The sequence below is a fragment of the Pseudactinotalea sp. HY158 genome, assembly GCF_009660225.1.
GTDB lineage: Bacteria > Actinomycetota > Actinomycetes > Actinomycetales > Beutenbergiaceae > HY158.
The window spans coordinates 1114609-1137010 of record NZ_CP045920.1 but is presented as its reverse complement, the minus strand read 5'-3'; the positions used below and the strand labels follow the sequence as shown (position 1 = coordinate 1137010).

The following is a 22402-nucleotide window of genomic DNA, read 5'->3' as shown; positions in this document are numbered from 1 at the left end:
AGATCCCATGCGCATCCTTGTCGCGAACGTCAACACCACCCGCTCCATGACCGACACGATCGCGGCCTCGGCCCGGTCCGTCGCCGCACCCGGAACCGAGATCGTCGGGATCACCCCGGAATTCGGCGCCGAATCCGTCGAGGGCAACCACGAATCCTTCCTCGCGGCCGTCGCCGTGCAGGAGGCGGTCCGCGCCTACGAGGGCCACTACGACGCCGTCATCCAGGCCGGCTACGGCGAACACGGACGCGAGGGCCTGCAGGAGCTGTGCGACGTGCCGGTCGTGGACATCACGGAGGCCGCCGCCACCACCGCCCAGTACCTCGGGCACAAGTACTCGGTGGTGACGACCCTCGATCGCACCGTTCCCCTGATCGAGGACCGCCTGCTCACCGCCGGGCTGCTCCAGCGCTGCGCCTCGGTCCGCGCCTCGGGGCTGTCGGTGCTCGAGCTCGAGGGCGATCACGACCGAGCGGTCGAGGCCATCGTGGCGCAATCGGTGCGCGCGGTCACGGAGGATCGCGCCGAGGTCATCTGCCTCGGGTGCGGCGGGATGGCCGGCCTCGACGCGGCCGTCCAGGAGGCGACCGGGGTTCCCGTGGTCGACGGGGTCGCGGCCGCGGTGACCGTCGCCGAATCCCTCGTCCGGCTCGGGCTGAGCACGTCGAAGGTCCGCACGTTCGCCACCCCGCGCCCCAAGCGCATCGTCCATCCGGTCGCACCCGCCTGAGGCGGCGCGCCCGTGAGCGACCTGACGGACGCGACCGACCCGAACGTGCACTATGTCACAGCGTGGAGTATACTTTCCACTATCTGAAACGATGGCACCCCTCCCCGACACCCCCTCCCCGACACCCTGCCGAGTCGCCGTAGAGCCATGCGCAATCGCGCATCACCGTGCACGACCGGCGCCGAGCGGTCGAGGTCGTCGCGAGAGCACTCGAACCGGTCGCCGTCATCGCACCCGATGTAGACGAGGCACAGCATGAGCGCAGCCGCCCCCACCCGCAGCAGCACCCGATCCGGGACCGTGCAGTCGGTCGACCGGGCGGTCGAACTGCTCGAGCTCCTCACGGACGCCGGCGGACAGGCGACGCTGAGCGAGCTGGCCGAACACACCGACCTCCCGCTGCCGACGATACACCGGCTCATGCGCACGCTCCTCGCACACGGCTACGTGCGCCAGCTTCCCTCGCGGCGCTACACCCTCGGGCCCCGCCTCATCCGGCTCGGGGAGAGCGCGGGCCGCCAGCTCGGCTCGGATGCCCGTCCCTACCTCGCGGCCCTCGCACAGGAGCTCGGGGAGAGCGCCAACCTGGCGATGATCGACCGCGACATGGTCGTCTACGTGGCGCAGGCCTCCTCGGCCCACTCGATGCGGATGTTCACGGAGGTGGGCCGGCGGGTCTTCCCGCACTCCGCCGGGGTCGGCAAGGCCGTGCTCTCCCAGCTGCCGGACCAGACCGTCATGGAGATCCTCGGCCGGGTCGGCATGCCCGCCGCGACCGACCGCACGATCGTCACTCCCGCGGCGCTGCTCTCCGAGCTCGCGCTCATCCGGGAGCGGGGCTTCGCGGTCGACGACGGCGAGCAGGAGATCGGGGTGCGGTGCTTCGCCGTCCCGGTCCCCCGTGCGCCGACCCCCACCGCGCTGTCGATCTCGGGCCCGGACTCGCGCGTGACCCCCGACTTCGGCAAGCGCGCCGTGCCCGTGCTCCAGCACGCCGCGCACGAGATCGCCGAGACCCTCCTGACCGACTGAGACCCACGAGAGCGCCGGCCGGCCGAGTACGATCTCGGCCGGCCGGCGCTGTCTCGCGTGCTCGCGCGTGTTCCGGAGCGGGTCAGTCCTCGACGGCGCGCTCGAGCACCTTGGCCACGTCCTCCTGGGAGGCGACCTCGCCGGCGACGACCGCGTCGTGGACGATGACGGCCTCGCGCTTGGAGACGACCGGAATCTCCTCCCCGGCGGCCGTGTGCAGCTTGCCGTCCTGGACGTAGTCGCCGTCCTGGAGCCGGCGGAACTGCTTCTCGGTGATGACCCGGCCGGTGCCCGCGGCGAAGACCGAGGGGTTGTCCGGGGTGCCGCTGCTGAAGTGGTTGAACACCAGGTTCATGACGACGGCGAAGATCGCCGCGGAGGAGATCCCCGAACCGAAGATGATCTGGACGGCCGTGGGGAACTGCTCGTAGAACTCGGGCCGCACCTCGGGCAGGATCCCCACCGCGATGCCGACGGCGACGATGATGAGGTTCATGTTGCCGTCGTACTTGACGGTTCCGAGGGTCCGGATGCCCGCGGCGGCGACGCTGCCGAACAGCACGATGCCCGCCCCGCCGAGAACCGGCGGCGGGATGACGGCCACGATGCCGCCGACGACCGGCAGCAGGCCGAGCACGACGAGGATGACGCCGCCGGCCACGACGACGAACCTCGACTTGACCTTGGTGATCGCCACGAGGCCCACGTTCTGGGCGAAGGCGGACTGCGTGAAGGAGTTGAAGATCGGCGCGATGGCCGAGGAGATCATGTCCGCCCGCAGGCCCGACGCGATCCGCTTCGAGTCGACCTTGGTCTTGACGATCTCGCCGACGGCGAGGATGTCGGCGGTCGTCTCCACCATCGTCACGATGATGACCACGAACATCGACACGATCGCCCCGATCGCGAACGTCGGCAACCCGAAGTGGAACGGTTCGGGGACGGCGACGACGCCGGCCTCGGTGATCCCGGAGAAGTCGACCTTCCCGAACGGGATGGCGATGATCGTTCCCACCACGATGCCCAGCAGGATCGACATCCGCGACACCATGGAGATGCCGACCTTCGACAGGCCGAGCACGACGACGAGCGTGAGGAGCGCGAGCACGATGTTGCTCGGCTCGCCGAAGGTCGCCGATCCGACGCCGCCCATGGCCCAGTCCGCGGCGACGCGCATGAGCGAGAGGCCGATGACGGTGATGACGGTGCCGGTGACGACCGGCGGGAAGAACCGCACGATCTTCGCGAAGAACGGCGCGATGATCAGGCCGATGACGGAGGCTCCGATGACCGCGCCGAAGACCGCCTGGAGCTTCTCGTTCGGGCTCGCCGCGACCAGCTCCCCGCTGTTCATGATCGCGAGCATGGTGGAGACGCCCGCGAAGGAGACGCCCTGGACGAGGGGCAGCTGCGATCCGAAGAACGGCAGCCCCCAGGCCTGGAGCATGGTGGCGAGGCCGCCGACGAACAGGCAGGACGCCACGAGCAACGCGACCTGCGTGGCGTCGAGACCGGCGGCCTGGCCGATGATGAGGGGCACGGCGATGATGCCGCCGTACATGGTCAGGACGTGCTGGAGGCCGAAGGCGAAGTTCGCTCCGAGCCCGAGGCGTTCGTCCTCGGGCCTCGCGCCCTTCCGGGTGGCGGCAGCCGACTGTGCCGTCATAGTTTCTCTCCTTTGAGATGAGGCGCCGGCGGCCGGGGCGACCTGAGCGCTCCGGCCGCCGGAACGGGGGTCAGGTGAAGGACGGGATGGTGGTCCAGGCGGCCGGGGTCGGGGTCGTGCCCGTGCGCACCACCTCCGAGGTGATGTCGCCGAAGGGGCGGTCGGCCGCGTAGAAGACGACGTTCGGGTTGTCCTGGCCGAACGGGCTCAGGTCGACCACGAAGTGGTGGTTGTTCGGGCACTGCAGCCGCACCGTGTCGATCTCGGGGTGGGTGTCGATGATCCGCGAGCTGATCGCCCACATCGTGTTCTGCAGCGCCATGGAGAAGCGCTCCGCGAACTCGGTCAGGATGATGTGGCGAACCGAGTCGAAGATCGCGTCGAAGTCCGCCTCGAGGGTGTTGTACTCCCACCAGGCGGAGACGTCGGTCGACATGATCCGGTCGGTCGTCTCGGCCAGGGTCGTGTACGTGCCCTTGGGGTAGCCCACGAAGGACGACCCGGAGGACTTGAGCACGGTGAGCTCCTTGAGGCCGGAGACGATGTGGAAGTCCTTCCCCTCTGCCTGGACGACCGCGTAACGCTCCTCCTTGCCGGAGCGCACGAAGGAGTGGTTGTGCGGGCCGTGGTCGCCGACGATCCGGTCCCAGTCGACCTTCTTGACCTCCCAGCGGCCACCGGTGACGATCTCGGGCCATTCCGAGAACATGAACCGGCCGAACTTCAGGGCGAACTCCTCGGGCGTGCCCACGCCGTCGCGGGCGAGGGAGAACGTGATGTTCTTCTGCGTGTCCGTGGCCACGCAGGTGGAGTTGTCGCCGTGGGTGTAGATGCGGTCGAGGTCGCCGCGGATGGCGGAGGAGACGGTGTAGTCGGTGATGTGGTGGACCGGGCCGTCCCGGTCGATGCGGACGAGGTGGACCCCGCCCTTGCCGTGGGAGGCGGCATGCATCCGGGCGTTCTCGCTCGGCAGTTCGCGCGGAGTCGTGTCCGGGGTGGTGTCAACGGTGGTCATCTTGCTTCCTTTCAGCTGCCACGGTAGGTGGAGTAGGCGAATGGGCTCAGGAGGATCGGTACGTGGTAGTGCTTCTCGTCGGCATCGACGGTGAAGGTGACCGAGACCTCGGGATAGAAGGTGGGGGTGTCGTGCCCGGCGAAATAGGCGCCGGTGTCGAACGTGACGCGGTAGGTGCCACCGGCGAGGGCCTCGGGGCCGAGGTCGCCGATGCGGCCGTCGTCGTCGGTCCGGCCGGTGGCGACCGTGACCCAGCCGGTGGCGTCCCGGTGGGCGAGCTCGACGTCGATCCCGGCGGCGGGCCGGCCCGACTGCGCGTCGAGCACGTGGGTGGTGATGAACGAGGCCATGGGGGACAGCAGTCCTTCCAGTCGTAGTACGGCGATCTCACGAAGCTGCTCGGCCGCGACCCGGCGTTCCGTCTCCGGGGTGTGGGTCATGCGGCGTTCGAGCTCGGCGAGGATCTCCTCGGCGGTGCGCCCGGCGGCGCGGATGAGGAACACGAAGCCGAACGCGTCCTCGTAGGCGGCGTTCCCCTCGTCCAGGCGGCGCTGGACGTCGTCGGTGATGCCCAGGCCGGACTGCTCCGCCCGGCTCATCCGGGCATCCTCGGCCGCGCCCCGGGCGCGTTCGCCGATGCGGGGGTGGCGGGCGAGGGCCTCGTCGATCTCGGCCTCCGTCCACGGATCGGCGCAGGCACGCGCCGCCGCCGAGACCTCGGCCACGGAGGCGTACGGCCGGCCGGCCGCGATCTCCCGTGCCCAGCGATCGACGTGGGCGCAGGCACGGAGCAGGTCCGCGGCCTCGCCCGCCTCGATCTCGTTGAACGCTGACAGCTGCATCGCCGTCCCTTCCGAAGCGACGCACACGGACGCTTCATCGACGCCCTGAACGTGCTACAACGGAGGTCGAACATCCGAAGAGTTTCCGACAGGTGGAAAGTAACTTCTACAATGCAAACGTTATGGGCACCCGTCGCGGATGTCAAGCCTCAGTTCCCCTGAGCTTCGCGATCGGCCCCATCGCCCGTCGGTCTTGTATCGGGGCTCCCCATGCCGACGGGGGACGCGGCGTGTGCCGCGTCCCCCGTCGGGAGGCCGATGTCTCGGCCCGGTCGCCTGTGCCGGCCCCTCAGCCGAGCAGCTGCTCGCGGAGTCGGGCGACGTGGCCCGTGGCCTCGACGTTGTACTCGGCCGAGCGGACATCGCCGTCGGGGCCGATGACGAAGGTCGAGCGCAGGACGCCCTCGAACGTCGAGCCGCCCACGGTCTTCTCGCCCCAGGCGCCGTACTCCTGCGCGACCCGGGCACCGTCGTCGGACAGCAGCGGGAAGGTCAGGTGCTCCGCCGCAGCGAAGGCCCGTAGGTCCGCGATCGGATCGGCGGAGATCCCGAGCACCTCGTAGCCGCCGGCGGCGAGGGAGGCGAGGTTGTCCCGGAAGTCGCACGCCTCCGTGGTGCAGCCCGGCGTGCCCGCCTTCGGATAGAAGTAGACGACGACCCCGGCCGTGGCCCGCGCACACACGCCGGCGAGGGACACCTCGGCACCGTCGGCGCCGGTGAGGGTGAAGTCGGGGGCGCGGACGCCCGTCTCGAGCCGGGTCATCACACCATCCGATCGTAGGCGGGCAGGGTGAGGAAGTCGACGTACTCCTCCGCGATCGCGACGTCGAGGAACGTGTCGCGCGCCTGCTCGTAGTCGCCCGGCTCGCCGGGCAGCTTCGCGATCTCCTCGGCCACGATCCGCTCGACCAGCTCCCGGGTCACGAGCTCGCCGGTGTCGGCCAGCGTGATCCCGTTGTGGAGCCACTGCCAGGTCTGGGAGCGGGAGATCTCGGCGGTGGCGGCGTCCTCCATGAGGTCGAAGATCGCGACGGCCCCGAGGCCGCCGAGCCAGGCACGCAGGTACTGCAGCGCCACGGAGACGTTCGTGCGCAGCCCCTCCTCGGTCACGTCACCGGGGGTGGCGGCGACGTCGAGCAGGTCGGCGGCGGTGACGGAGACGTCCTCGCGCTTGTTGTCGATCTGGTTCGGCCGGTCGCCGAGCACGGAGGTGAAGACCTCCTTGCAGGTCTCGACCATGCCCGGGTGTGCGACCCACGAGCCGTCGAAGCCGTCGGTGGCCTCCCGCAGCTTGTCGGCGCGGACCTTGTCGAAGGCGACCTTGTTCACCTCCTCGTCACGGCTCGGGATGAAGGCCGCCATGCCGCCGATCGCGTGCGCTCCGCGCTTGTGGCACGTGCGCACGAGCAGCTCGGTGTAGGCGCGCATGAACGGCACGGTCATCGTGATCGCGTTGCGGTCGGGGAGCAGGAACTCCTGACCGCGGGTGCGGAAGGTCTTGATGACCGAGAACAGGTAGTCCCAGCGGCCGGCGTTGAGCCCGGCCGAGTGGTCGCGCAGCTCGTAGAGGATCTCCTCCATCTGGAACGCGGCGGGGATGGTCTCGATGAGGCAGGTCGCCCGGATCGTGCCGCGGAGGAAGCCGAGGTGGTCCGAGGCGATGTTGAACGCGTCGTTCCACATCCGCGCCTCGAGGTGGTGCTCCATCTTCGGGAGGTAGAAGTACGGCCCCTGCCCCTTGGCGATCTGGCGCAGGCCCGCGGTGGCCACGAAGAGGGCGAAGTCCACGAGCGAACCGGAGGTCACCTCGCCGTCGACGAGCACGTGCTTCTCCGGCAGGTGCCAGCCGCGCGGACGCATGACGATGGTCGCGAGGTCCTCGTCGGGCGCGAGCGCGTAGGTCTTGCCGTTCGAGTGCGTGAAGTCGATCGTGCGGTCGATGGCGTGGAGCAGGTTGAGCTGGCCCCCGACCACGGAGTCCCACTCGGGCGTGTTGGCGTCCTCCTGGTCGGCCAGCCAGACCTTCGCGCCGGCGTTGAGCGCGTTGATGGTCATCCGCCGATCAGTCGGGCCCGTGATCTCGACGCGCCGGTCCTCCAGGCCCGGGGCCGGCGGGGCCACCTGCCACGTGGGATCGGCCCGGATGTGCTCCGTCTCGGGCAGGAAGTCGAGGGTGCCGCCGGCGCTCACGCGCTCGACGACCTCGGCGCGGGCGGCGAGCGCCTCCTCGCGGCGCGCCGCCAGCGCGCGGTGGAGCGTGACGATGAGCTCCAGGGCCGAATCGGTCACCACCTCCTCCGCTCCGGCGGGAAGATCTCCAATGATCTCGATTCCGCTGACTGTGCTCATGCGGATCTCCGTTCCTTCGTGATCGGTCGGTTCGTGACGAGCTGATGAGCCGGTGAGAAGTCCATCGTGGCGGACTTCCGAGCCACTCACAACGCTTTTCACATCTTGAAAGTTCACTTCCATCGTAGCAGTTCTCTCGACGTCAAGAGAACTGAGTGTTAGCAGGAGCACGGCACCCCGTCCCCGGCGGCGGCGCCCGCCGCGAACTCCTCGAGGGTGCGGGACTGCTTGACAGCGCGGCCTTCGGAGGTGCTATCGTCCCCGGCACCGGAACGACCCGGAACGGCGGAGCAGCAGACGCCGAAACACCTGAGCTGGCGGTTCGCGCGCCGGCGGTGCCGCCGAAGGAGGTAGCACCGAGATGCCCACGCTGTGGTTGAAGAATCCCCTGGCCGTCCACCTGGGAGCCGAGGCACCCGAGGAGCCGGCCCGCGGCGGCATCGTCGTGGACACCGACACGGGGGTGATCGTCGAGCTCGTCGGCGCCGGCGGGCAGCCGTCGGTCCCGGCCGACGAGGTGTTCGACGCGAGCGCCCACGCGATCACGCCCGGACTGATCAACACCCACCATCACTTCTACCAGACCCTCACCCGCGCCTGGCCGCCCGTGGCCAGCAGCAAACTCTTCACGTGGCTCACCACCCTCTACCCGGTGTGGGCGCGGATCGACGCCGAGGCGATGCGGCTCGCCACGACCGTCGCGATGGCCGAGCTGCTCACGACCGGCACCACGACGACCTCGGACCACCACTACCTCTTCCCCGCCGGCGGGGACGTCGCGATCGACACCCAGGTCGACGTGGCCCGAGAGCTCGGCATGCGCGCCGTGCTCACGCGCGGCTCGATGAGCGTCGGCGAGGACGACGGCGGCCTGCCGCCGCAGCACACGGTGCAGGACCCGGACACGATCCTCGCCGACTCCCGGCGGCTCGTCGAGACCTATCACGAGCGCGGCGAGGGCGCGATGATTCAGATCGCCCTCGCGCCCTGCTCCCCGTTCTCGGTCTCGACCACGCTCATGGCCGACAGCGCCACGCTCGCCGCGGACCTCGACGTGCGGCTGCACACGCACCTGGCCGAGACCCTCGACGAGGAGGAGTACTGCCTCACCCGCTTCGGCCTGCGCACGGTCGACTACCTCGAGTCGGTCGGCTGGCTCACGGACCGGGCCTGGCTCGCGCACGGCATCCACTTCGACGACGCGGAGATCGCCCGGCTGGGAGCCGCGGGCACGGCCGTCTCCCACTGTCCGAGCTCGAACATGCGGCTCGCCTCCGGGATCGCCCGCGCCGTCGAACTGGAGGAGGCCGGCTCCCCCGTCGGCCTCGGCGTCGACGGCTCGGCCTCGAACGACTCCTCGAACATGGTCCGCGAGGTCCGCCAGGCCCTCTACGTGCAGCGGCTGCGCTACGGCGCCGAGTCCGTCACCACCGGGCGGGCCTGGGACTGGGCCACCCGCGGGTCCGCCGCGGCGCTCGGCCGGGCCGACCTCGGGGTGATCGAGGTGGGCAGGCAGGCCGACCTGGCGCTGTTCCGCCCGGAGGGCCTCTCGTTCTCGGGCTCGCACGACGTGCTCACCGCGCTGCTCCTGTGCGGGGTCGAGCGGGCCGACCGGGTCATGGTCGCCGGCCGCTGGCGCGTGACCGACGGCCAGGTCGTCGGGCTCGACACCGACGCCCTCATCGCCCGTCATCATGAGCTGGCCCGATCGCTGGTCGAGGGCTGAGGCGGCTCAGGACCCGGCGACCCGCTCCAGCACGAGCTCCCGCACCCGCCCGGCATCCGCCTGACCGCGCGTGGCCTTCATGACCGCCCCGATGACCGCGCCGATCGGGCCGAGGTTGCCCGCGGCGATCTTCTCGGCGATGTCGGGCTGGGCGGCCAGCGTCGCGTCGATCACCTCGAGCAGCGGGCCGTCGTCGGAGACGATCTCGAGCCCGCGGGCGACGAGCACCTCCTCGGGGGTGCCCTCGCCGGCGAGCACGCCGGTGAGCACCTGTCGGGCGAGCTTGTCGTTGATGCGGCCGGAGTCCACGAGCTGCTGGAGCTCGCCGACCGCGGCCGGGGTGATCGCCAGCTCCTCGAGGGCGCGGCCCTCGTCCTTGGCGGTGCGGGCGAGCTCGCCCATCCACCACTTGCGGGCCGCGGCCGGACTCGCGCCGGCGGCGACGGTCGCCTCGATCAGGTCGATCGCGCTCGCGTTGACGACGTCGCGCATCTCCAGCTCGGTGTAGCCCCACTCGCCCTGCAGCCGCCGGCGCCGCGCGGCCGGCATCTCGGGCAGGTTCGCCTCGATCTCGCGCACCCAGGCCGGGTCGGGCACGACCGGCACGAGGTCGGGCTCGGGGAAGTAGCGGTAGTCGTCCGCGTCGGACTTCGGCCGCCCCGACGAGGTGGAGCCGTCGTCCTCGTGGAAGTGACGCGTCTCCTGCAGCACGGCCTCGCCGGCGTCGAGCACGGCGGCCTGCCGGGAGACCTCATAGCGCACGGCCCGCTCGATCGACCGGAAGGAGTTGACGTTCTTCGTCTCCGTGCGGGTGCCCAGCGGGGCCTCGGGGGCGGCCCGCAGCGACACGTTGATGTCGGCCCGGACGTTCCCGCGCTCCATCCGCGCCTCGGAGACCCCGAGCGCCCGGAAGATGTCGCGGAGCGCGTGCACGTAGGCGCGGGCGATCTCCGGGGCCCGGTCCCCGACCCCGGTCAGGGGCTTCGTCACGATCTCCACGAGCGGGATGCCGGCGCGGTTGTAGTCGACGAGCGAGTGGGTGGCCCCGTGGATCCGGCCGGCGGCGCCGCCGACGTGGGTGTTCTTGCCCGCGTCCTCCTCCATGTGCGCCCGCTCGATCTCGACGCGGTAGACCGTGCCGTCGTCGAGTTCGACGTCGAGGTGGCCGTCGTAGGCGATCGGCTCGTCGGACTGGGAGGTCTGGAAGTTCTTCGGGATGTCCGGGTAGAAGTAGTTCTTCCGTGCGAACCGACAGCTCGGCGCGATCGTGCAGCCGAGCGCGAGGCCGATGCGGATCGCGTACTCCACCGCGGTCCGGTTGACCACCGGCAGGGAGCCGGGGAGCCCGAGCGACGTGGGGGTCAGGGCCGTGTTCGGCGCCGTGTCCACGTGCGCGGGGGCGTCGTCGAACATCTTCGTCGCGGTTCCGAGTTCGACGTGCACCTCGATGCCGAGCACCGGGTCGAACCGGCGGATCGCATCGGCGTAGTCCACCAGCGCGGTCATCGGTTCGCCTCCGTGTTCATCGGGTCCATCGGGTTCGTCGGGTTCATCGAGTTCATCGGCACGTGCGTGAGCAACGGAGTGCCTCCCCAGGCGCCCGCGAGCCGGGCCTCGAGGGCGGCCGCGTAGGTGTACAGGTTCGTCTCGCCGCGGGCGGGGCCGATGAGCTGGAACCCCGTGGGCAGGCCGTCCGAGTCGCGCCCGTTCGGCAGCGACAGCGCCGGCACCCCGGCGAGGTTGGCCGGGATCGTGGCGATGTCGTTCAGGTACATCGCCATCGGGTCGTCGACCTTCTCCCCGAACCTGAACGCCGTGGTCGGGTTCGTCGGGGAGACGATGACGTCGACCCGGCCGAACGCCGCGTCGAGGTCGCGCTGCACCAGGGTCCGGACCCGCTGGGCCGACCCGTAGTAGGCGTCGTAGTACCCGGCCGAGAGCGCGTAGGTGCCGAGGACGATCCGGCGCTTGACCTCCGGGCCGAATCCGGCCCCGCGGGTGGCGGCCATGACCCGTTCGGCGGTCACCGGCCCCTCGGCCGGCTCGACCCGCAGGCCGAACCGCATGCCGTCGAACTTGGCGAGGTTCGAGGACGCCTCCGAGGGCATGATGAGGTAGTACGCGGCGAGCGCCGCCTCGAACGAGGGGCAGGCGACCTCGACGACGTGAGCTCCGGCGTCCTCCATCAGCGCGACGGACTCCTCGAAGCGGGCCTGCACGTCGGGGGCGTACCCGGCGCCGGCGAGTTCGCGGACGATGCCCACGCACACCCCGGACAGGTCGCCGTTCGCGCCGGCGCGGGCGGCCGTGGCGTAGGCGTGCGGGGCGTCCGGCAGCGAGGTGGAGTCGCGCGGGTCGTGGCCGGCGATGAGGTCGTGCAGGAGCGCCGCGTCGGTGACCGTGCGGCTGCAGGGGCCGACCTGGTCGAGGCTCGAGGCCATGGCGATGAGGCCGTAGCGCGAGACCGAACCGTACGTGGGCTTGACCCCGATCGTGCCCGTGACGGAGGCGGGCTGGCGGATCGATCCGCCCGTGTCCGAGCCGAGGGCGAGCGGGGCGGCGTAGGCGGCCACGGCGGCGGCCGATCCGCCCCCGGAGCCGCCGGGGATCCGGTCTCGGTCCCAGGGGTTGCGGGTCGGGCCGAAGGCGGAGAACTCCGTGGAGGAGCCCATCGCGAACTCGTCCATGTTGGTCTTGCCGAGGATCGGCAGGCCGGCCGCGCGCAGCTTCGCCACGACCGTCGCGTCGTACGGCGGCACCCAGCCCTCGAGCATGCGCGAGCCGCACGTGGTCACCTGGTTCTCGGTGACGATCGAGTCCTTGACGGCGATCGGCACCCCGGCGAGTTCGGGCAGCTCCCGGCCCGCCGCCCGGCGCGCATCGACGTCGGCGGCCGCGGCGAGCGCCTCGTCGGCGTTCACGTGGAGATAGGCGTGCAGGTCGCCGTCGACCGCGGCGATGCGGTCGAGGTGGGCGCGGGTGATCTCGGCGGAGGTGGTCTCGCCCGCGGCCATGGCCGCGCTCAGCTCGACGGCGGTCGCGGTGATGAGGTCGCTCATGCGTCTTCTCCCAGGATCTGCGGAACGGCGAAGCGGCCCTCGGCGGCGGCCGGCGCCTGGGCCAGCACGACCTCGGGGTCGAGCGTGGGCCCGACGACGTCGTCGCGGAAGACGTTCGAGAGCGGGAGCGGATGGCTCGTGGCCGGGACGTCGCCGGAGACGGCCTCGCTCACGGTGGCGACGGCGGCGACGATCACGTCCAGCTCGGCGGCGAGGCGGGCGGTCTCGTCCTGCGTCAGGTCGATCCGCGCGAGGTCGGCGAGGCGCGCAACCTCATCTGGATTGATGGTGGGCATGCCCGGAAGTCTATCGGCCATGACCCACCTGCTCCGCCGCCGCCTCACCGCTGCGTCACCACGCCGCGGCCAGGCGGGCGTGCAGGTCGAGCAGCGGCGCGGTCCGCTCGGCCGGTCCGCGCCCGAAGCCGCACTCGGTCGCGAGCCCGAAGTCGCCCACGCCGCTCGCGCCGGCCGAGGCGATCCGGGCGCGGGCGCCGTCCGTGCCGTCCTCGTGGTGCACGAGCCCGAGGTAGAGCTCGGCGAAGCGGTGGCGGTGCAGGTCGCGCAGCGGTGCGAAGAAGGCGGCGTCGTCGCGCTCGATCGGCACGGGCAGGTGGAGCCAGGTGATCTCCCGGTCGATCCGCTCGGCGAGGCCGTTGGCCACGAGCACGAGGTTGGTCGCATCGAGCGGCTCGACGAAGTGCCGCTCCCCGACGTCGCCGTAGCAGAGGTGGAAGCCGAGCTCGACCCCGGCCGGCACGGCCCGCCCCACGTGGGCGGCGCGGTCGAGCAGGCCCGCCGCGACGTCGTCCCACCACGGCCCCCGGCCGTAGGCGACCGCGCGCCCCTGGGATTTCTCGAGGTAGGCGAACTCGACCGCGAGGTCGAACTGGATCGCCAGGTCGGCGGCCGGAATCGCCGCCGTGATCCGGTCGAGCTCGGCCAGGAGCGCGGCGGTGTACGGTCCCTCGACGGCGGACCGGGCCTCGGGGTGCACGAAGGTGGTGAGCGCGGCCAGCGGTGTGGGCAGACTCACCTGGAACCGCGTCCCCGCCCGCACGACGCCGGCCTCGCGCAGCCTCGCGAACGTGGCGTAGGACTCGAGGGCGGCGTCGGCGTAGCCGAGGTCGGAGAAGGCGAGCCGGTCGGGTTCGACGCTGCCGTCGAGCGCGAAGGGGCGCACGTCGAAGCCGGCGAGCAGCGCGGGCTCGTCCCCGACCCGGCTCAGGCCCGCGGTGGCGGCGAAGGCGGCGCCCTGGAAGAGGATCCAGTGGAAGCGCGGGCCCACCTCCCCGTCGGGGATGCGGCGCAGGTGGCCGCCGAGGTGCTGGGATGCCACTCGGAACGTGCTCTCGGCGTCGGTGCAGGTGAGCGAACCGACGAGATGGGCGCCTTGGATGGCCATGTGCTGTACTCCTTGACGTAGCTGCTGCCGACCCACTGTAGGGCCGGTGGCCCCGTAGGCTGACGGCATGCACGGCACCGACGAGAACCCGATCCCCGATCCCGAGGACGGCCCGGAGGCCCCGGCGCCCACTCCGATCGGGGCGTTCCTGGAGCGTCACCGGTTCGTGCTCGGAATCACCCTGGCCGTGGTCTTCGCGGCCGGCACCGCCGTTGCCCTGGTCTCGCTACGACCCGACGCGGCGCTGCCGGGCTTCTTCGGGGTGGTGCAGCGCTTCGCCTTCCCGCTCATGACCGCGCTCATCGCGGCCGTCGGGCTCACGTGGGCGCTGCGGCTGCCGCGCCGGTGGCCGAACCTCGCGGCCTACCTGGCGATCGGCACCTACCTGCTCTACCTCGCGACCGGCTGGATCCACGAGCAGTTCCTCTCCTGAGCCGCACGCCGCCGCTTCGACGCAGGACCGGCACAGGCCCGATGACGGGGCGGTCACCAGGCGCCGGTGCGGCGGAAGCGCACGGCCTGGCCGGGGCGGGCCTGGGCGAGGGCGTCGGCGGCGGCGCCGGTGAGCACGGCGATCACCGGGTAGCCGCCCGTGACGGGATGGTCCGCACCGAAGATCACGGGCAGCCCGCTGGGCGGCAGCTGCACCGATCCGCGCACGAGCCCCTCCGACGGCAGTTCCCCCGCGTCCCCCGCGCGCGCCCGGGCGAGTGGCGCCCCGGCCAGGCGCGTGCCCACCCGGTCGCTCTCCTCGCCCACGCGGTACTCGCCCGCGAAGAGCACCCCGAGGTCCTCGGCCCAGTCGGCCCGCGGGCCCGGGTGCACGGAGAGCATGAGCAGCGGGCCGGGCAGCGGGGTGCCGCCCGCAGTGTCGTCGCCCGCACCGTCAGTCGCACCGGCACCGTCACCGGCACCGTCGCCGACCGTGCGCAGGTCGCCGAGGTCGCGGCCGACGGCGAGGACGTCCCCGGCCCGCAGCGGCGCGGGCCCGAGGCCGGAGAGGGTGTCGGTCGCGGCGGAGCCGAGGGTTCGCGCCGTCGCCAGCCCGCCCCGCACCGCCAGGTACGTGCGCAGCCCCCGCTGCGGGAACGGGACGCTCATCCGCTCCCCCGCCGCGAGCACTGTCGCCGCCCGCGTCTGCGCCCCCGCGAGCGCGATCATGACGCCGGCCTCCGCCCACACCTCGAGCGTGCCGACGATCTCGATCCCGGCGGCGCCGGGGCGGTTGCCCACGAGCGCGTTCGCCCGCCGCAGGCTCGCCCGGTCCGCGGCGCCCGATCCGGTGATCCCCAGGTGCGCGTGCCCCGGCCTACCCAGGTCCTCGCACAGCGCCCGTCCCCCGAGGCGTGCGATCCGCAGGCTCATCCGATCGCCTCGAATCGCACGCGGGCGCCGGCCCGCAGCGGCGTCGGCGGATCCTCCGCGAGGTCGAACAGCGTCATCGTCGTGGTTCCCAGCAGCAGCCATCCGCCCGGCGACGGCCGCGGGTAGACGGCCGTGTAGTCGCCCGCGATCCCGACGGCCCCCGCGGGCACCCGGGTCCGCGGGCTCTCCAGCCGCGGCAGCCGCAGCGCCGGATCGAGGCCGCCGAGGTAGGCGAATCCGGGCGCGAAGCCGATGAACTCGGCGACGTAGGTGGGCGCGCAGTGGCGGGAGACGACCTCGGCCGCGGTCAGCCCGGACCGCCGCGCCACCTCGGCCAGGTCGGGGCCGTCGTAGCGCACCGGGATCGTCACGAGGGCGCCCGCGGCCCGCGCCGCCCCCGCCCCATCGCCGTCGAGGCCGGCGAGCGTCTCGCCGATGAGCCTGCGGACGACGCCGCCCGCCCCGGGTGCGAACGTCACCAGCACGGTCCTCGCCGCGGGCACGACGTGAGCAGGCCGGCGCCGTCGCGCTCGTGCAGCGCGACGGCGAGGTCGGCCGGGGTGGCACGCTGCCCGCCGCCCCGGTCCACCTCGACCAGGAGGGCCGTGGGTCCGCACGGCAGGATCCGTGCCGGGCTCATCGCGTGAACGGCCGCGGCGGCAGCCCGGCCGCGGTGAGGGCCTCGGCCAGGCGCCGGGCGATGGCGACGGCCTCCGGGGTGTCGGAGTGCACGCAGATGCTGCGCACGGGCAGCGGCAGGCGGGTGCCGTCGACCGCGGTCACGTCCCCAGTGCGCACGAGGTCGAGGATGCGCTCGGTGATCCGGACGGGGTCGTGGAGGAGGTCGCCGGGCTCGCCGCGCGGCACGAGGCCGCCGGTGGCGAGGTAGCCGCGGTCGGCGAAGCCCTCGGCCACGAGGTGCACGCCGCGCTCGGTCGCGGCGCGGGCGAGCGCGGCGCCGGGTGCGAGCGCGGGCGGGGCGAGGAGCAGCGGCAGGGCGAACTCCGCGGCGACGCCCACGATCGCCGCGGCGTGCCCGGGATCCACGGCCACCCGGTGGTAGAGCGCCCCGTGCGGCTTGAGGTAGCGCACCGGCACGCCCTCGAGCGCGGCGCACTCGACGAGGGCGGCCACCTGTGCGGCCAGCCGGCGCCGGAGCTCGGGGCCGGAGATCCGGGTGGCGGCGCGTCCGAAGTTCTCCCGGTCCGGATAGGAGGGGTGGGCGCCCACGTGCACCCCGTGCTCCCCCGCGAGCGCGCAGGCCGCCCGCATCGTGGACTCGTCGCCGGTGTGGCCGCCGCACGCGACGTTCGCGCTCGTGAGGACCTCCATGAGGGCCTCGTCGCGGCCGGTGCCCTCGCCGAGGTCGGCGTTGAGGTCGAGGGCCGGCAGGGCGGGACTCACGTCGTCCCCCCGCGCCCCTCGGCGGCCTCGCCGCGGCCGGCGAGCAGGTGCTCGACCGCGGCCGGGCCCCCGGCGAGAAGCGCCTCGAACCCGGCCTCGTCGAGGATCGGGCGGCCGAGCTCGCGCGCCCTGGCCTCCTTGGAGCCGGCGCCGGGACCGACGACCACATAGTCGGTCTTCTTCGAGACGGAACCGGCGGCCTTCCCGCCGCGGGAGACGATCGCCTCCTTCGCGTCGTCGCGACTGAAGCGCTCCATCGCCCCGGTGACCACGACCGTGAGCCCGGTGAGGATCCCGGCGGCGGCGTGGCCCGCTCCCGGTCCCGGGTGGCCGGGAGTGGCGAACGAGACGCCGGCGGCGCGCCAGGCGGTGAGGATGTCGCGGTGCCAGTCGACCGCGAGCCACTCGATCACCGCGCCCGCGATGATCGGTCCGACCCCCTCGACCTGGGCCAGATCCTCCTCGCCCGCGGCCTCGATCGCGTCGAGCGAGCCGAAGTGGTCGGCCAGCGCGCGGGCGGCGACCGGACCGACGTGGCGGATGTTCAGCGCCACGAGCTGGCGCCAGAGGTCCTTGGTCGTGGCGGCCTCGAGCTCGGCGATCAGGGTCTCGGCCTGCGCCGAGGGCTCGACCAGGTCGTGGTCCTTGCGGATCTTGGCCGCTCGCCGCTCCGCAGGGCTCATGCCCTCCGTCCCGGGCGGGTACACCTTGGTCACCTTCTGGAACGGTCGCCGCACCCGCGGCCGTCCGGTGGACTCGTCGGTCCTCGGCTCCCCGGTCTCGGCGTCGCGCACGACGACGGAGATCGGCACGAGCTCCTCGATCGTCAGGGCGAAGAGTCCCGCCTCGGTCTCGAGCGGGGGCGTGGCCGGCGACTCCGGCTGGGTGAGCGCCGCCGCCGTCACCTCGCCGAGGGCCTCGATGTCGAGGGCCCCGCGGGAGCCGGCATGCTCGACCCGGCCGCGCACCTGCGCCGGGCACGAGCGGGCGTTCGGGCAGCGCAGGTCGATGTCTCCCTCCCGCATCGGCCGCAGCGGCGTGCCGCAGGCGGGGCACTCGGCGGGCATGACGAACTCGCGTTCAGTGCCGTCGCGGAGCTCGAGCACGGGGCCGACGACCTCGGGGATGACGTCCCCGGCCTTGCGCAGCACCACGGTGTCGCCGATGAGCACGCCCTTGGCGCGCACGACGTCCTGGTTGTGCAGGGTCGCCTGCCGCACGACCGATCCGGCCACGTGCACGGGCTCCATGACCGCGTACGGGGTGGCGCGGCCGGTGCGCCCGACGGCCACGGCGATGTCGAGCAGCCTCGTGTGCACCTCCTCGGGCGGGTACTTGAACGCGATCGCCCAGCGGGGGGCGCGGCTCGTGGCGCCGAGCTCGGCGTGCAGGGCGAGCTCGTCGACCTTGACCACGACCCCGTCGATCTCGTGCTCGACCGAGTGCCGGTTCTCGCCGTAGTAGTCGACGAACTCGAGCGCGTCCGTGACCGAGTCGACGACCCGGGCGTACGGGCTCGTGGGCAGGCCCCACCCGGCGAGCAGCTCGTACACCTCGCTCTGGGCGGCGACCGGGGGGTGGTCCCAGGCGCCGATCCCGTGCACGTACAGCGACAGGGAGTGGATCCGGGCCTCGCCGGCCTCGAGCTCGAGACCCTCCTTCTTGCTCAGGATCTGCCGGAGCCCGCCGCTGGCCGCGTTCCGGGGGTTCGCGAACGCCGGGAATCGGCGGGCGGCCGCGGCGGCCTGGCGCTCCTCGTCGAAGTCGCCCCGGGTGGCGGCCGGCCGCTCCCGCCACTTGTCCCGCGCCGCCGAGATCGCCCGACCCTGGAGCCGGGCCTGCAGCTCGTTCAGCCGCGCGAACTCGGCGGTGGGGATGAAGACCTCCCCGCGCACCTCCACGAGGTCCGGATGTCCCGTGCCCGAGAGGCGGCGCGGGATGCCGGCGACGCGGACGGCGTTGACGGTCACGTCCTCACCGATGCGCCCGTCGCCGCGGGTGGCCGCGCTCACGAGCACGCCGCGCTCGTACCGCAGCGCGATCGCGAGCCCGTCGATCTTCAGTTCGCACAGCCAGCGCACCGCCCGGCCGGCGGCGTTCTGGGTGCGCACCTCCCAGTCGCGAAGCTCCTCGATCGAGAACACGTTGTCGAGGCTGAGCATCGGCTCGGCATGGGTGACCGGCGTGAACAGCTCCGAGACGGTGCCGCCGACCTGCCGGGTCGGCGAGTCCGGCCGGCGCAGGAACGGGTGGCGGGCCTCGAGCGCCTGCAGGTCGCGCAGGAGTTCGTCGAAGGCGGCGTCGGACAGGAGCTGGGCATCGCTGCCGTAATACGATTCGCGGGCGGATCGCACGCGGCCGGCCAGGTCGTCCCAGCGGGCGCGCAGGGCGGCCCCGTCGGTGCCGTCGACCTCGTCGGTGCCGTCGGCGCCCGGAGGGTCGGTGGGCTCTGGTGCTGCGGCGGATTCACTCACGCCGCCATTGTCTCCCCTTCGCCGGGCGCCGGTCGTGTCTCGTCGGCACTCGGACCGGGAATCGGTCCCGGCTCGGCACACGCGAGGGCGACGATCGAGACGTCCGGATCGCACGTGGTGTGGGTCCACTCGCCCCGCCGCGAATCGCGCGTCGCGTCCACGAAGACCTCGGACCCCGCCGGACCGACCCGGACGAACCACACGAGGGCGGCGCCGGTGTCGCTCGGGACGGCGACCGCGGCCTCGGCGCCCTCGCCGTCGGCGCCGGCGTCGAGACAGGCGACGACATCGGGGGGCAGGAGTTCCTGGCCGTGGGCGCGCACGAGGTCGCCGCACGAGACGTAGCGCTCCCGGGCGCGGAACGCCGCGGGTGCCTCGCCCGTGCGCGACTGCGAGATGAGCGCCGCCCAGCCCTCGATGGGCGGGGCCGGAGCCGGTTCCGGCGCCGGTGACGTCGGCTCGGGCTCCTGCGGCGCGGGCCGGGTGGGGTCGGCGGTCGGCCGTTCCGATGGGGTCGATGGGGTCGATGGGGTCGAGGGTCCCGGCGGGCGCGGACCGGAATCGTCCCCGTCCGGATCGGCCGGCGGCGGCGCGGTCTCGCCTGGACCGGTCTCGACTGGACCGGTCTCGACGGGCGCGGTCTCGACGGGCGCGGGCGGATCGATTCGCGGCGGATTCGGCGTGGCCGAGGCGTCCGGACCCGTCGAACCCGTCGGACCCGTCGAACCCGTCGGGCCGGTCGGGGTCGATGGCGTCGGTGGAGCCCCGCCGGTTCCTCCCGCACCCGGCTCGCCGGCCGGGTCGCTCGGGCCGGCACTCGCGGGTGGCGCGCTGCTCGCGGCGTCGACGGGCACGGTCACCTCGCCGGCGCAGCCCGCCACGGCGAGGACGCCGGCGAGCAGGGCGCTCAGGCACGCGATCCGTCGATCGGTACGCCTCATCACGCCTCCCTCCGAACCAGTACCCCTACCGTTCCCTGCTGTTCCCACGTTCTCCGGTGAGGATAGCAAAGCCGCCGGGGCCTGCCCAGGGCTCAGCGCGCGAGCCGATCCCCGAGCCGCGCGCTCGCGCTGATCGAGCCCTGTCCGAGCACCCGCGTGTCGGCGTAGACCACGAGCGACTGGCCGTTGGCGATCCCGCGGATCGGCTCCTCGAGCCGGGCGACGAGCTCGCCCTCGACCCGGCGCACGCGTGCCCCGACGGGGGTGCCGTGCGCACGCACCTGCACGGTGAGGCCGTCGAGCCCGTCGCCCGGGTCGATGTCGCCGGCGAGCCAGACGACGTCGTTCGCGCGCAGTTCGTCGACGCTCAGCAGGGCGGCGGGGCCGACGATCACCCGGTTGCTCGCCGGCTCGGTGGCCACGACGTATCGCGGGGCGCCGTCGTCGGCGGGGCGCCCGATGCCGAGCCCCTTGCGCTGGCCGACCGTGTACCCGAAGAAGCCGTCGTGCTCACCGAGCACGACGCCGCCGGTGTCGACGATCTCCCCGGCGCGGCTACCGAGCCGGTCGCGCAGGAAGCCACGCGTGTCGCCGTCGGCCACGAAGCAGATGTCGTAGGAGTCGGGCTTGGCCGAGACACTCAGCCCGCGGGCGGCCGCCTCGGCGCGCACCTCCTCCTTCGAGGTGACGTTGCCGAGCGGGAACAGGGACCGCGCGAGCCGCTCGGGCCCCATGACCGCGAGCACGTAGCTCTGGTCCTTCGCGGAATCGTTGCTGCGGTGCAGCTGCGGGCCGTCCGGTCCCGGCACGATCCGGGCGTAGTGGCCGGTGGCCACGGCGTCGAAGCCGAGGGCGAGGCCGCGGTCGAGCAGGGCGGCGAACTTGATGTGCTCGTTGCAACGCACGCAGGGGTTCGGGGTGCGGCCCGCCTCGTACTCGGAGACGAAGTCGGCGACGACGGTCTCCTCGAACTCCTCCGAGAGGTCCCACACGTAGTACGGGATGCCGAGCACGTCGGCGGCGCGGCGGGCGTCCGAGGCGTCCTCGATCGAGCAGCAGCCACGCGAGCCGGTGCGGTGCTGGGCGCGGCTGCGGCTCAGGGCCATGTGCACCCCGACCACCTCGTGGCCGGCGTCGACGGCGCGGGCGGCGGCGACGGCGGAGTCGACCCCGCCGGAGAGTGCGGCCAGGACTTTCATCGGATTCCCTCCAGGACGGCGCGCGCTCGCCCGAGCGCGTCCGGCAGCACCGCGAGCGCGGCATCGATATCGGCGGCCGTGCTCGTGCGGCCGAGGGTGAAACGCAGGGCGGAGCGGGCCTCCTCCTCCGTGCCGCCGGCGGCGAGCACGACCGGGGAGGCTCCCACGACCCCCGCATGGCAGGCCGAGCCGGCCGAGGCGGCGACGCCGGCCATGTCGAGCGCGAAGATCACGGGTTCGGAGCGGGTGCCGGGGACACTGACGAGCAGGTGCCCGGGCAGGCGTTCGGCCTCCCCCGCCCAGACCCGCACGTCGGGGGCGATCGCGCGGATCCCGGCCTCGAGCCGGTCCCGCAGCCCGGCGAGCCGGTCGGCCTCGGTGGATAGGTCGTGGACGGCCGCGGCGAGCGCGACCGCGAGGGCGCGGGCGCCCGCGGCGTTGACGGTTCCCGAGCGGACCCCGCGCTCCTGCCCGCCGCCGTGCTGGTGGGAGCGCATGTCGAAGTCACGCCGGGCCAGCAGCGCGCCGACCCCGACCGGGGCGCCGAATTTGTGGCCGGAGATGCTCAGCGCCGCGAGCCCGGAGGCGGCGAAGTCGATCGGCACCCGGCCCGCGGCCTGCACGGCGTCGCTGTGCACTGCAATGCCGTGCGCGCCGGCGAGCTCGACCACCGCGGGAAGCGGCTGGATCGCGCCGGTTTCGTTGTTCGCCCACATGATCGAACACACGGCGATGCGACCCCGCTCGGACTCGGGCCGCGCGAGCAGGCCTGCGAGCGCGTCGAGGTCGACGGTGCCCGCGGTCGTGACGGGGGCGATGTGCAGCCGGGCGCCGCGGTCGCTCGCGAGCCATTCGGCGCTCTCGAGCACGGCGGGGTGCTCGATCGCGCTGACGATCAGCCCCGGCGGCACGGCCGTGTCGGCTGTGCCCGCGGCGCACGCCTGCCAGGCCCCGATGACCGCGAGGTTGTCGGCCTCTGTGCCGCCGGAGGTGAGGATGACCTCGGCGGCTTCGGCGCCGAGCAGCGCGGCGATCTCCTCCCGCGACTCCTCCACGATCCGGCGGGTCGTGCGCCCGTAGCCGTGGACGGCCGACGGGTTGCCGAGTTCGCGGGCGACGCGGGCAAAGGCGTCCGCCGCCTCGGGGAGCACCGGGGCGGTGGCCGCATGATCGAGATAGGCACCCATCACCCCAGT

21 protein-coding genes are annotated in these 22402 nt (G+C 72.8%); 4 read left to right on the top strand and 17 right to left on the bottom strand.

The annotated features are described in order from the left end of the window. Positions 1-7: 7 nt before the first annotated feature. Positions 8-730, top strand: coding sequence for an aspartate/glutamate racemase family protein (locus tag GCE65_RS05040; protein ID WP_153877612.1), 723 nt, complete (start codon positions 8-10; stop codon positions 728-730). Between the two features lie 255 nt (positions 731-985). Beyond that, entirely contained in the window at positions 986-1762 is a 777-nt protein-coding gene (locus tag GCE65_RS05035; protein ID WP_152909561.1) for an IclR family transcriptional regulator, read from the top strand. A gap of 82 nt (positions 1763-1844) precedes the next feature. Here GCE65_RS05035 and GCE65_RS05030 read toward each other — a convergent pair whose 3' ends face one another. The 5 genes from GCE65_RS05030 to aceB form a co-directional block, all read right to left on the bottom strand. Further along, entirely contained in the window at positions 1845-3428 is a 1584-nt protein-coding gene (locus GCE65_RS05030; protein ID WP_152909560.1) for a nucleobase:cation symporter-2 family protein, read from the bottom strand. Positions 3429-3498: 70 nt separating this feature from the next. Beyond that, positions 3499-4443 (bottom strand): factor-independent urate hydroxylase, encoded by a 945-nt coding sequence (gene pucL / locus GCE65_RS05025; protein WP_228760123.1) that lies wholly within the window; start codon positions 4441-4443, stop codon positions 3499-3501. Positions 4444-4454: 11 nt separating this feature from the next. Further along, entirely contained in the window at positions 4455-5285 is an 831-nt protein-coding gene (gene uraD, locus GCE65_RS17015; protein WP_370460191.1) for a 2-oxo-4-hydroxy-4-carboxy-5-ureidoimidazoline decarboxylase, read from the bottom strand. A 289-nt stretch (positions 5286-5574) separates the two neighbouring features. Continuing rightward, positions 5575-6048 (bottom strand): peroxiredoxin, encoded by a 474-nt coding sequence (locus GCE65_RS05010; protein ID WP_153877611.1) that lies wholly within the window; start codon positions 6046-6048, stop codon positions 5575-5577. After that, entirely contained in the window at positions 6048-7634 is a 1587-nt protein-coding gene (aceB, locus tag GCE65_RS05005) for a malate synthase A (protein ID WP_153877610.1), read from the bottom strand. The genes GCE65_RS05010 and aceB overlap by 1 nt, the downstream gene beginning before the upstream one ends. 361 nt (positions 7635-7995) lie before the next feature. Between aceB and GCE65_RS05000 the strand changes: the two genes are divergently transcribed. Further along, positions 7996-9360, top strand: coding sequence for an 8-oxoguanine deaminase (locus tag GCE65_RS05000; RefSeq protein WP_153877609.1), 1365 nt, complete (start codon positions 7996-7998; stop codon positions 9358-9360). A 6-nt stretch (positions 9361-9366) separates the two neighbouring features. Here GCE65_RS05000 and gatB read toward each other — a convergent pair whose 3' ends face one another. From gatB to GCE65_RS04980, 4 genes are read right to left on the bottom strand one after another with little or no spacing between them, the layout of a single operon-like run. Then, positions 9367-10866, bottom strand: a complete 1500-nt coding sequence (gene gatB / locus GCE65_RS04995; protein ID WP_152909556.1) for an Asp-tRNA(Asn)/Glu-tRNA(Gln) amidotransferase subunit GatB — start codon at positions 10864-10866, stop codon at positions 9367-9369. Next, positions 10863-12419 (bottom strand): Asp-tRNA(Asn)/Glu-tRNA(Gln) amidotransferase subunit GatA, encoded by a 1557-nt coding sequence (gene gatA / locus GCE65_RS04990; protein WP_153877608.1) that lies wholly within the window; start codon positions 12417-12419, stop codon positions 10863-10865. Before gatA ends, gatB begins: the two co-directional genes overlap by 4 nt. Next, positions 12416-12715 (bottom strand): Asp-tRNA(Asn)/Glu-tRNA(Gln) amidotransferase subunit GatC, encoded by a 300-nt coding sequence (gatC, locus tag GCE65_RS04985; RefSeq protein WP_152909554.1) that lies wholly within the window; start codon positions 12713-12715, stop codon positions 12416-12418. The genes gatA and gatC overlap by 4 nt, the downstream gene beginning before the upstream one ends. Positions 12716-12770: 55 nt before the next feature. Continuing rightward, positions 12771-13823, bottom strand: a complete 1053-nt coding sequence (locus GCE65_RS04980; RefSeq protein WP_153877607.1) for a hypothetical protein — start codon at positions 13821-13823, stop codon at positions 12771-12773. 67 nt (positions 13824-13890) lie between these two features. Between GCE65_RS04980 and GCE65_RS04975 the strand changes: the two genes are divergently transcribed. After that, entirely contained in the window at positions 13891-14256 is a 366-nt protein-coding gene (locus GCE65_RS04975) for a hypothetical protein (RefSeq protein WP_153877606.1), read from the top strand. Between the two features lie 53 nt (positions 14257-14309). Here the strand turns inward: GCE65_RS04975 and GCE65_RS04970 are convergent, their stop codons facing one another. The 8 genes from GCE65_RS04970 to GCE65_RS04940 form a co-directional block, all read right to left on the bottom strand. Beyond that, complete coding sequence (locus GCE65_RS04970) at positions 14310-15188, bottom strand: biotin-dependent carboxyltransferase family protein (RefSeq protein WP_153877605.1); 879 nt, start codon at positions 15186-15188, stop codon at positions 14310-14312. Further along, positions 15185-15667, bottom strand: coding sequence for an allophanate hydrolase subunit 1 (locus GCE65_RS04965; RefSeq protein WP_255475299.1), 483 nt, complete (start codon positions 15665-15667; stop codon positions 15185-15187). The genes GCE65_RS04970 and GCE65_RS04965 overlap by 4 nt, the downstream gene beginning before the upstream one ends. Then, positions 15664-15828: a hypothetical protein gene (locus GCE65_RS16515; protein WP_228760121.1), complete on the bottom strand. Its 165-nt coding sequence runs from the start codon at positions 15826-15828 to the stop codon at positions 15664-15666. The genes GCE65_RS04965 and GCE65_RS16515 overlap by 4 nt, the downstream gene beginning before the upstream one ends. Beyond that, on the bottom strand, positions 15825-16592 hold the full coding sequence (locus GCE65_RS04960) for a 5-oxoprolinase subunit PxpA (RefSeq protein WP_153877603.1): 768 nt from the start codon (positions 16590-16592) through the stop codon (positions 15825-15827). The genes GCE65_RS16515 and GCE65_RS04960 overlap by 4 nt, the downstream gene beginning before the upstream one ends. After that, on the bottom strand, positions 16589-19066 hold the full coding sequence (ligA, locus tag GCE65_RS04955; protein ID WP_370460189.1) for an NAD-dependent DNA ligase LigA: 2478 nt from the start codon (positions 19064-19066) through the stop codon (positions 16589-16591). Before ligA ends, GCE65_RS04960 begins: the two co-directional genes overlap by 4 nt. After that, a complete protein-coding gene (locus GCE65_RS04950; RefSeq protein WP_153877602.1) occupies positions 19063-20007 on the bottom strand; it encodes a hypothetical protein in 945 nt (314 codons plus the stop codon). The genes ligA and GCE65_RS04950 overlap by 4 nt, the downstream gene beginning before the upstream one ends. Positions 20008-20099: 92 nt before the next feature. Next, positions 20100-21206, bottom strand: coding sequence for a tRNA 2-thiouridine(34) synthase MnmA (mnmA, locus tag GCE65_RS04945; protein WP_153877601.1), 1107 nt, complete (start codon positions 21204-21206; stop codon positions 20100-20102). Then, a complete protein-coding gene (locus GCE65_RS04940; RefSeq protein ID WP_153877600.1) occupies positions 21203-22393 on the bottom strand; it encodes a cysteine desulfurase family protein in 1191 nt (396 codons plus the stop codon). The genes mnmA and GCE65_RS04940 overlap by 4 nt, the downstream gene beginning before the upstream one ends. Positions 22394-22402: the final 9 nt, after the last annotated feature.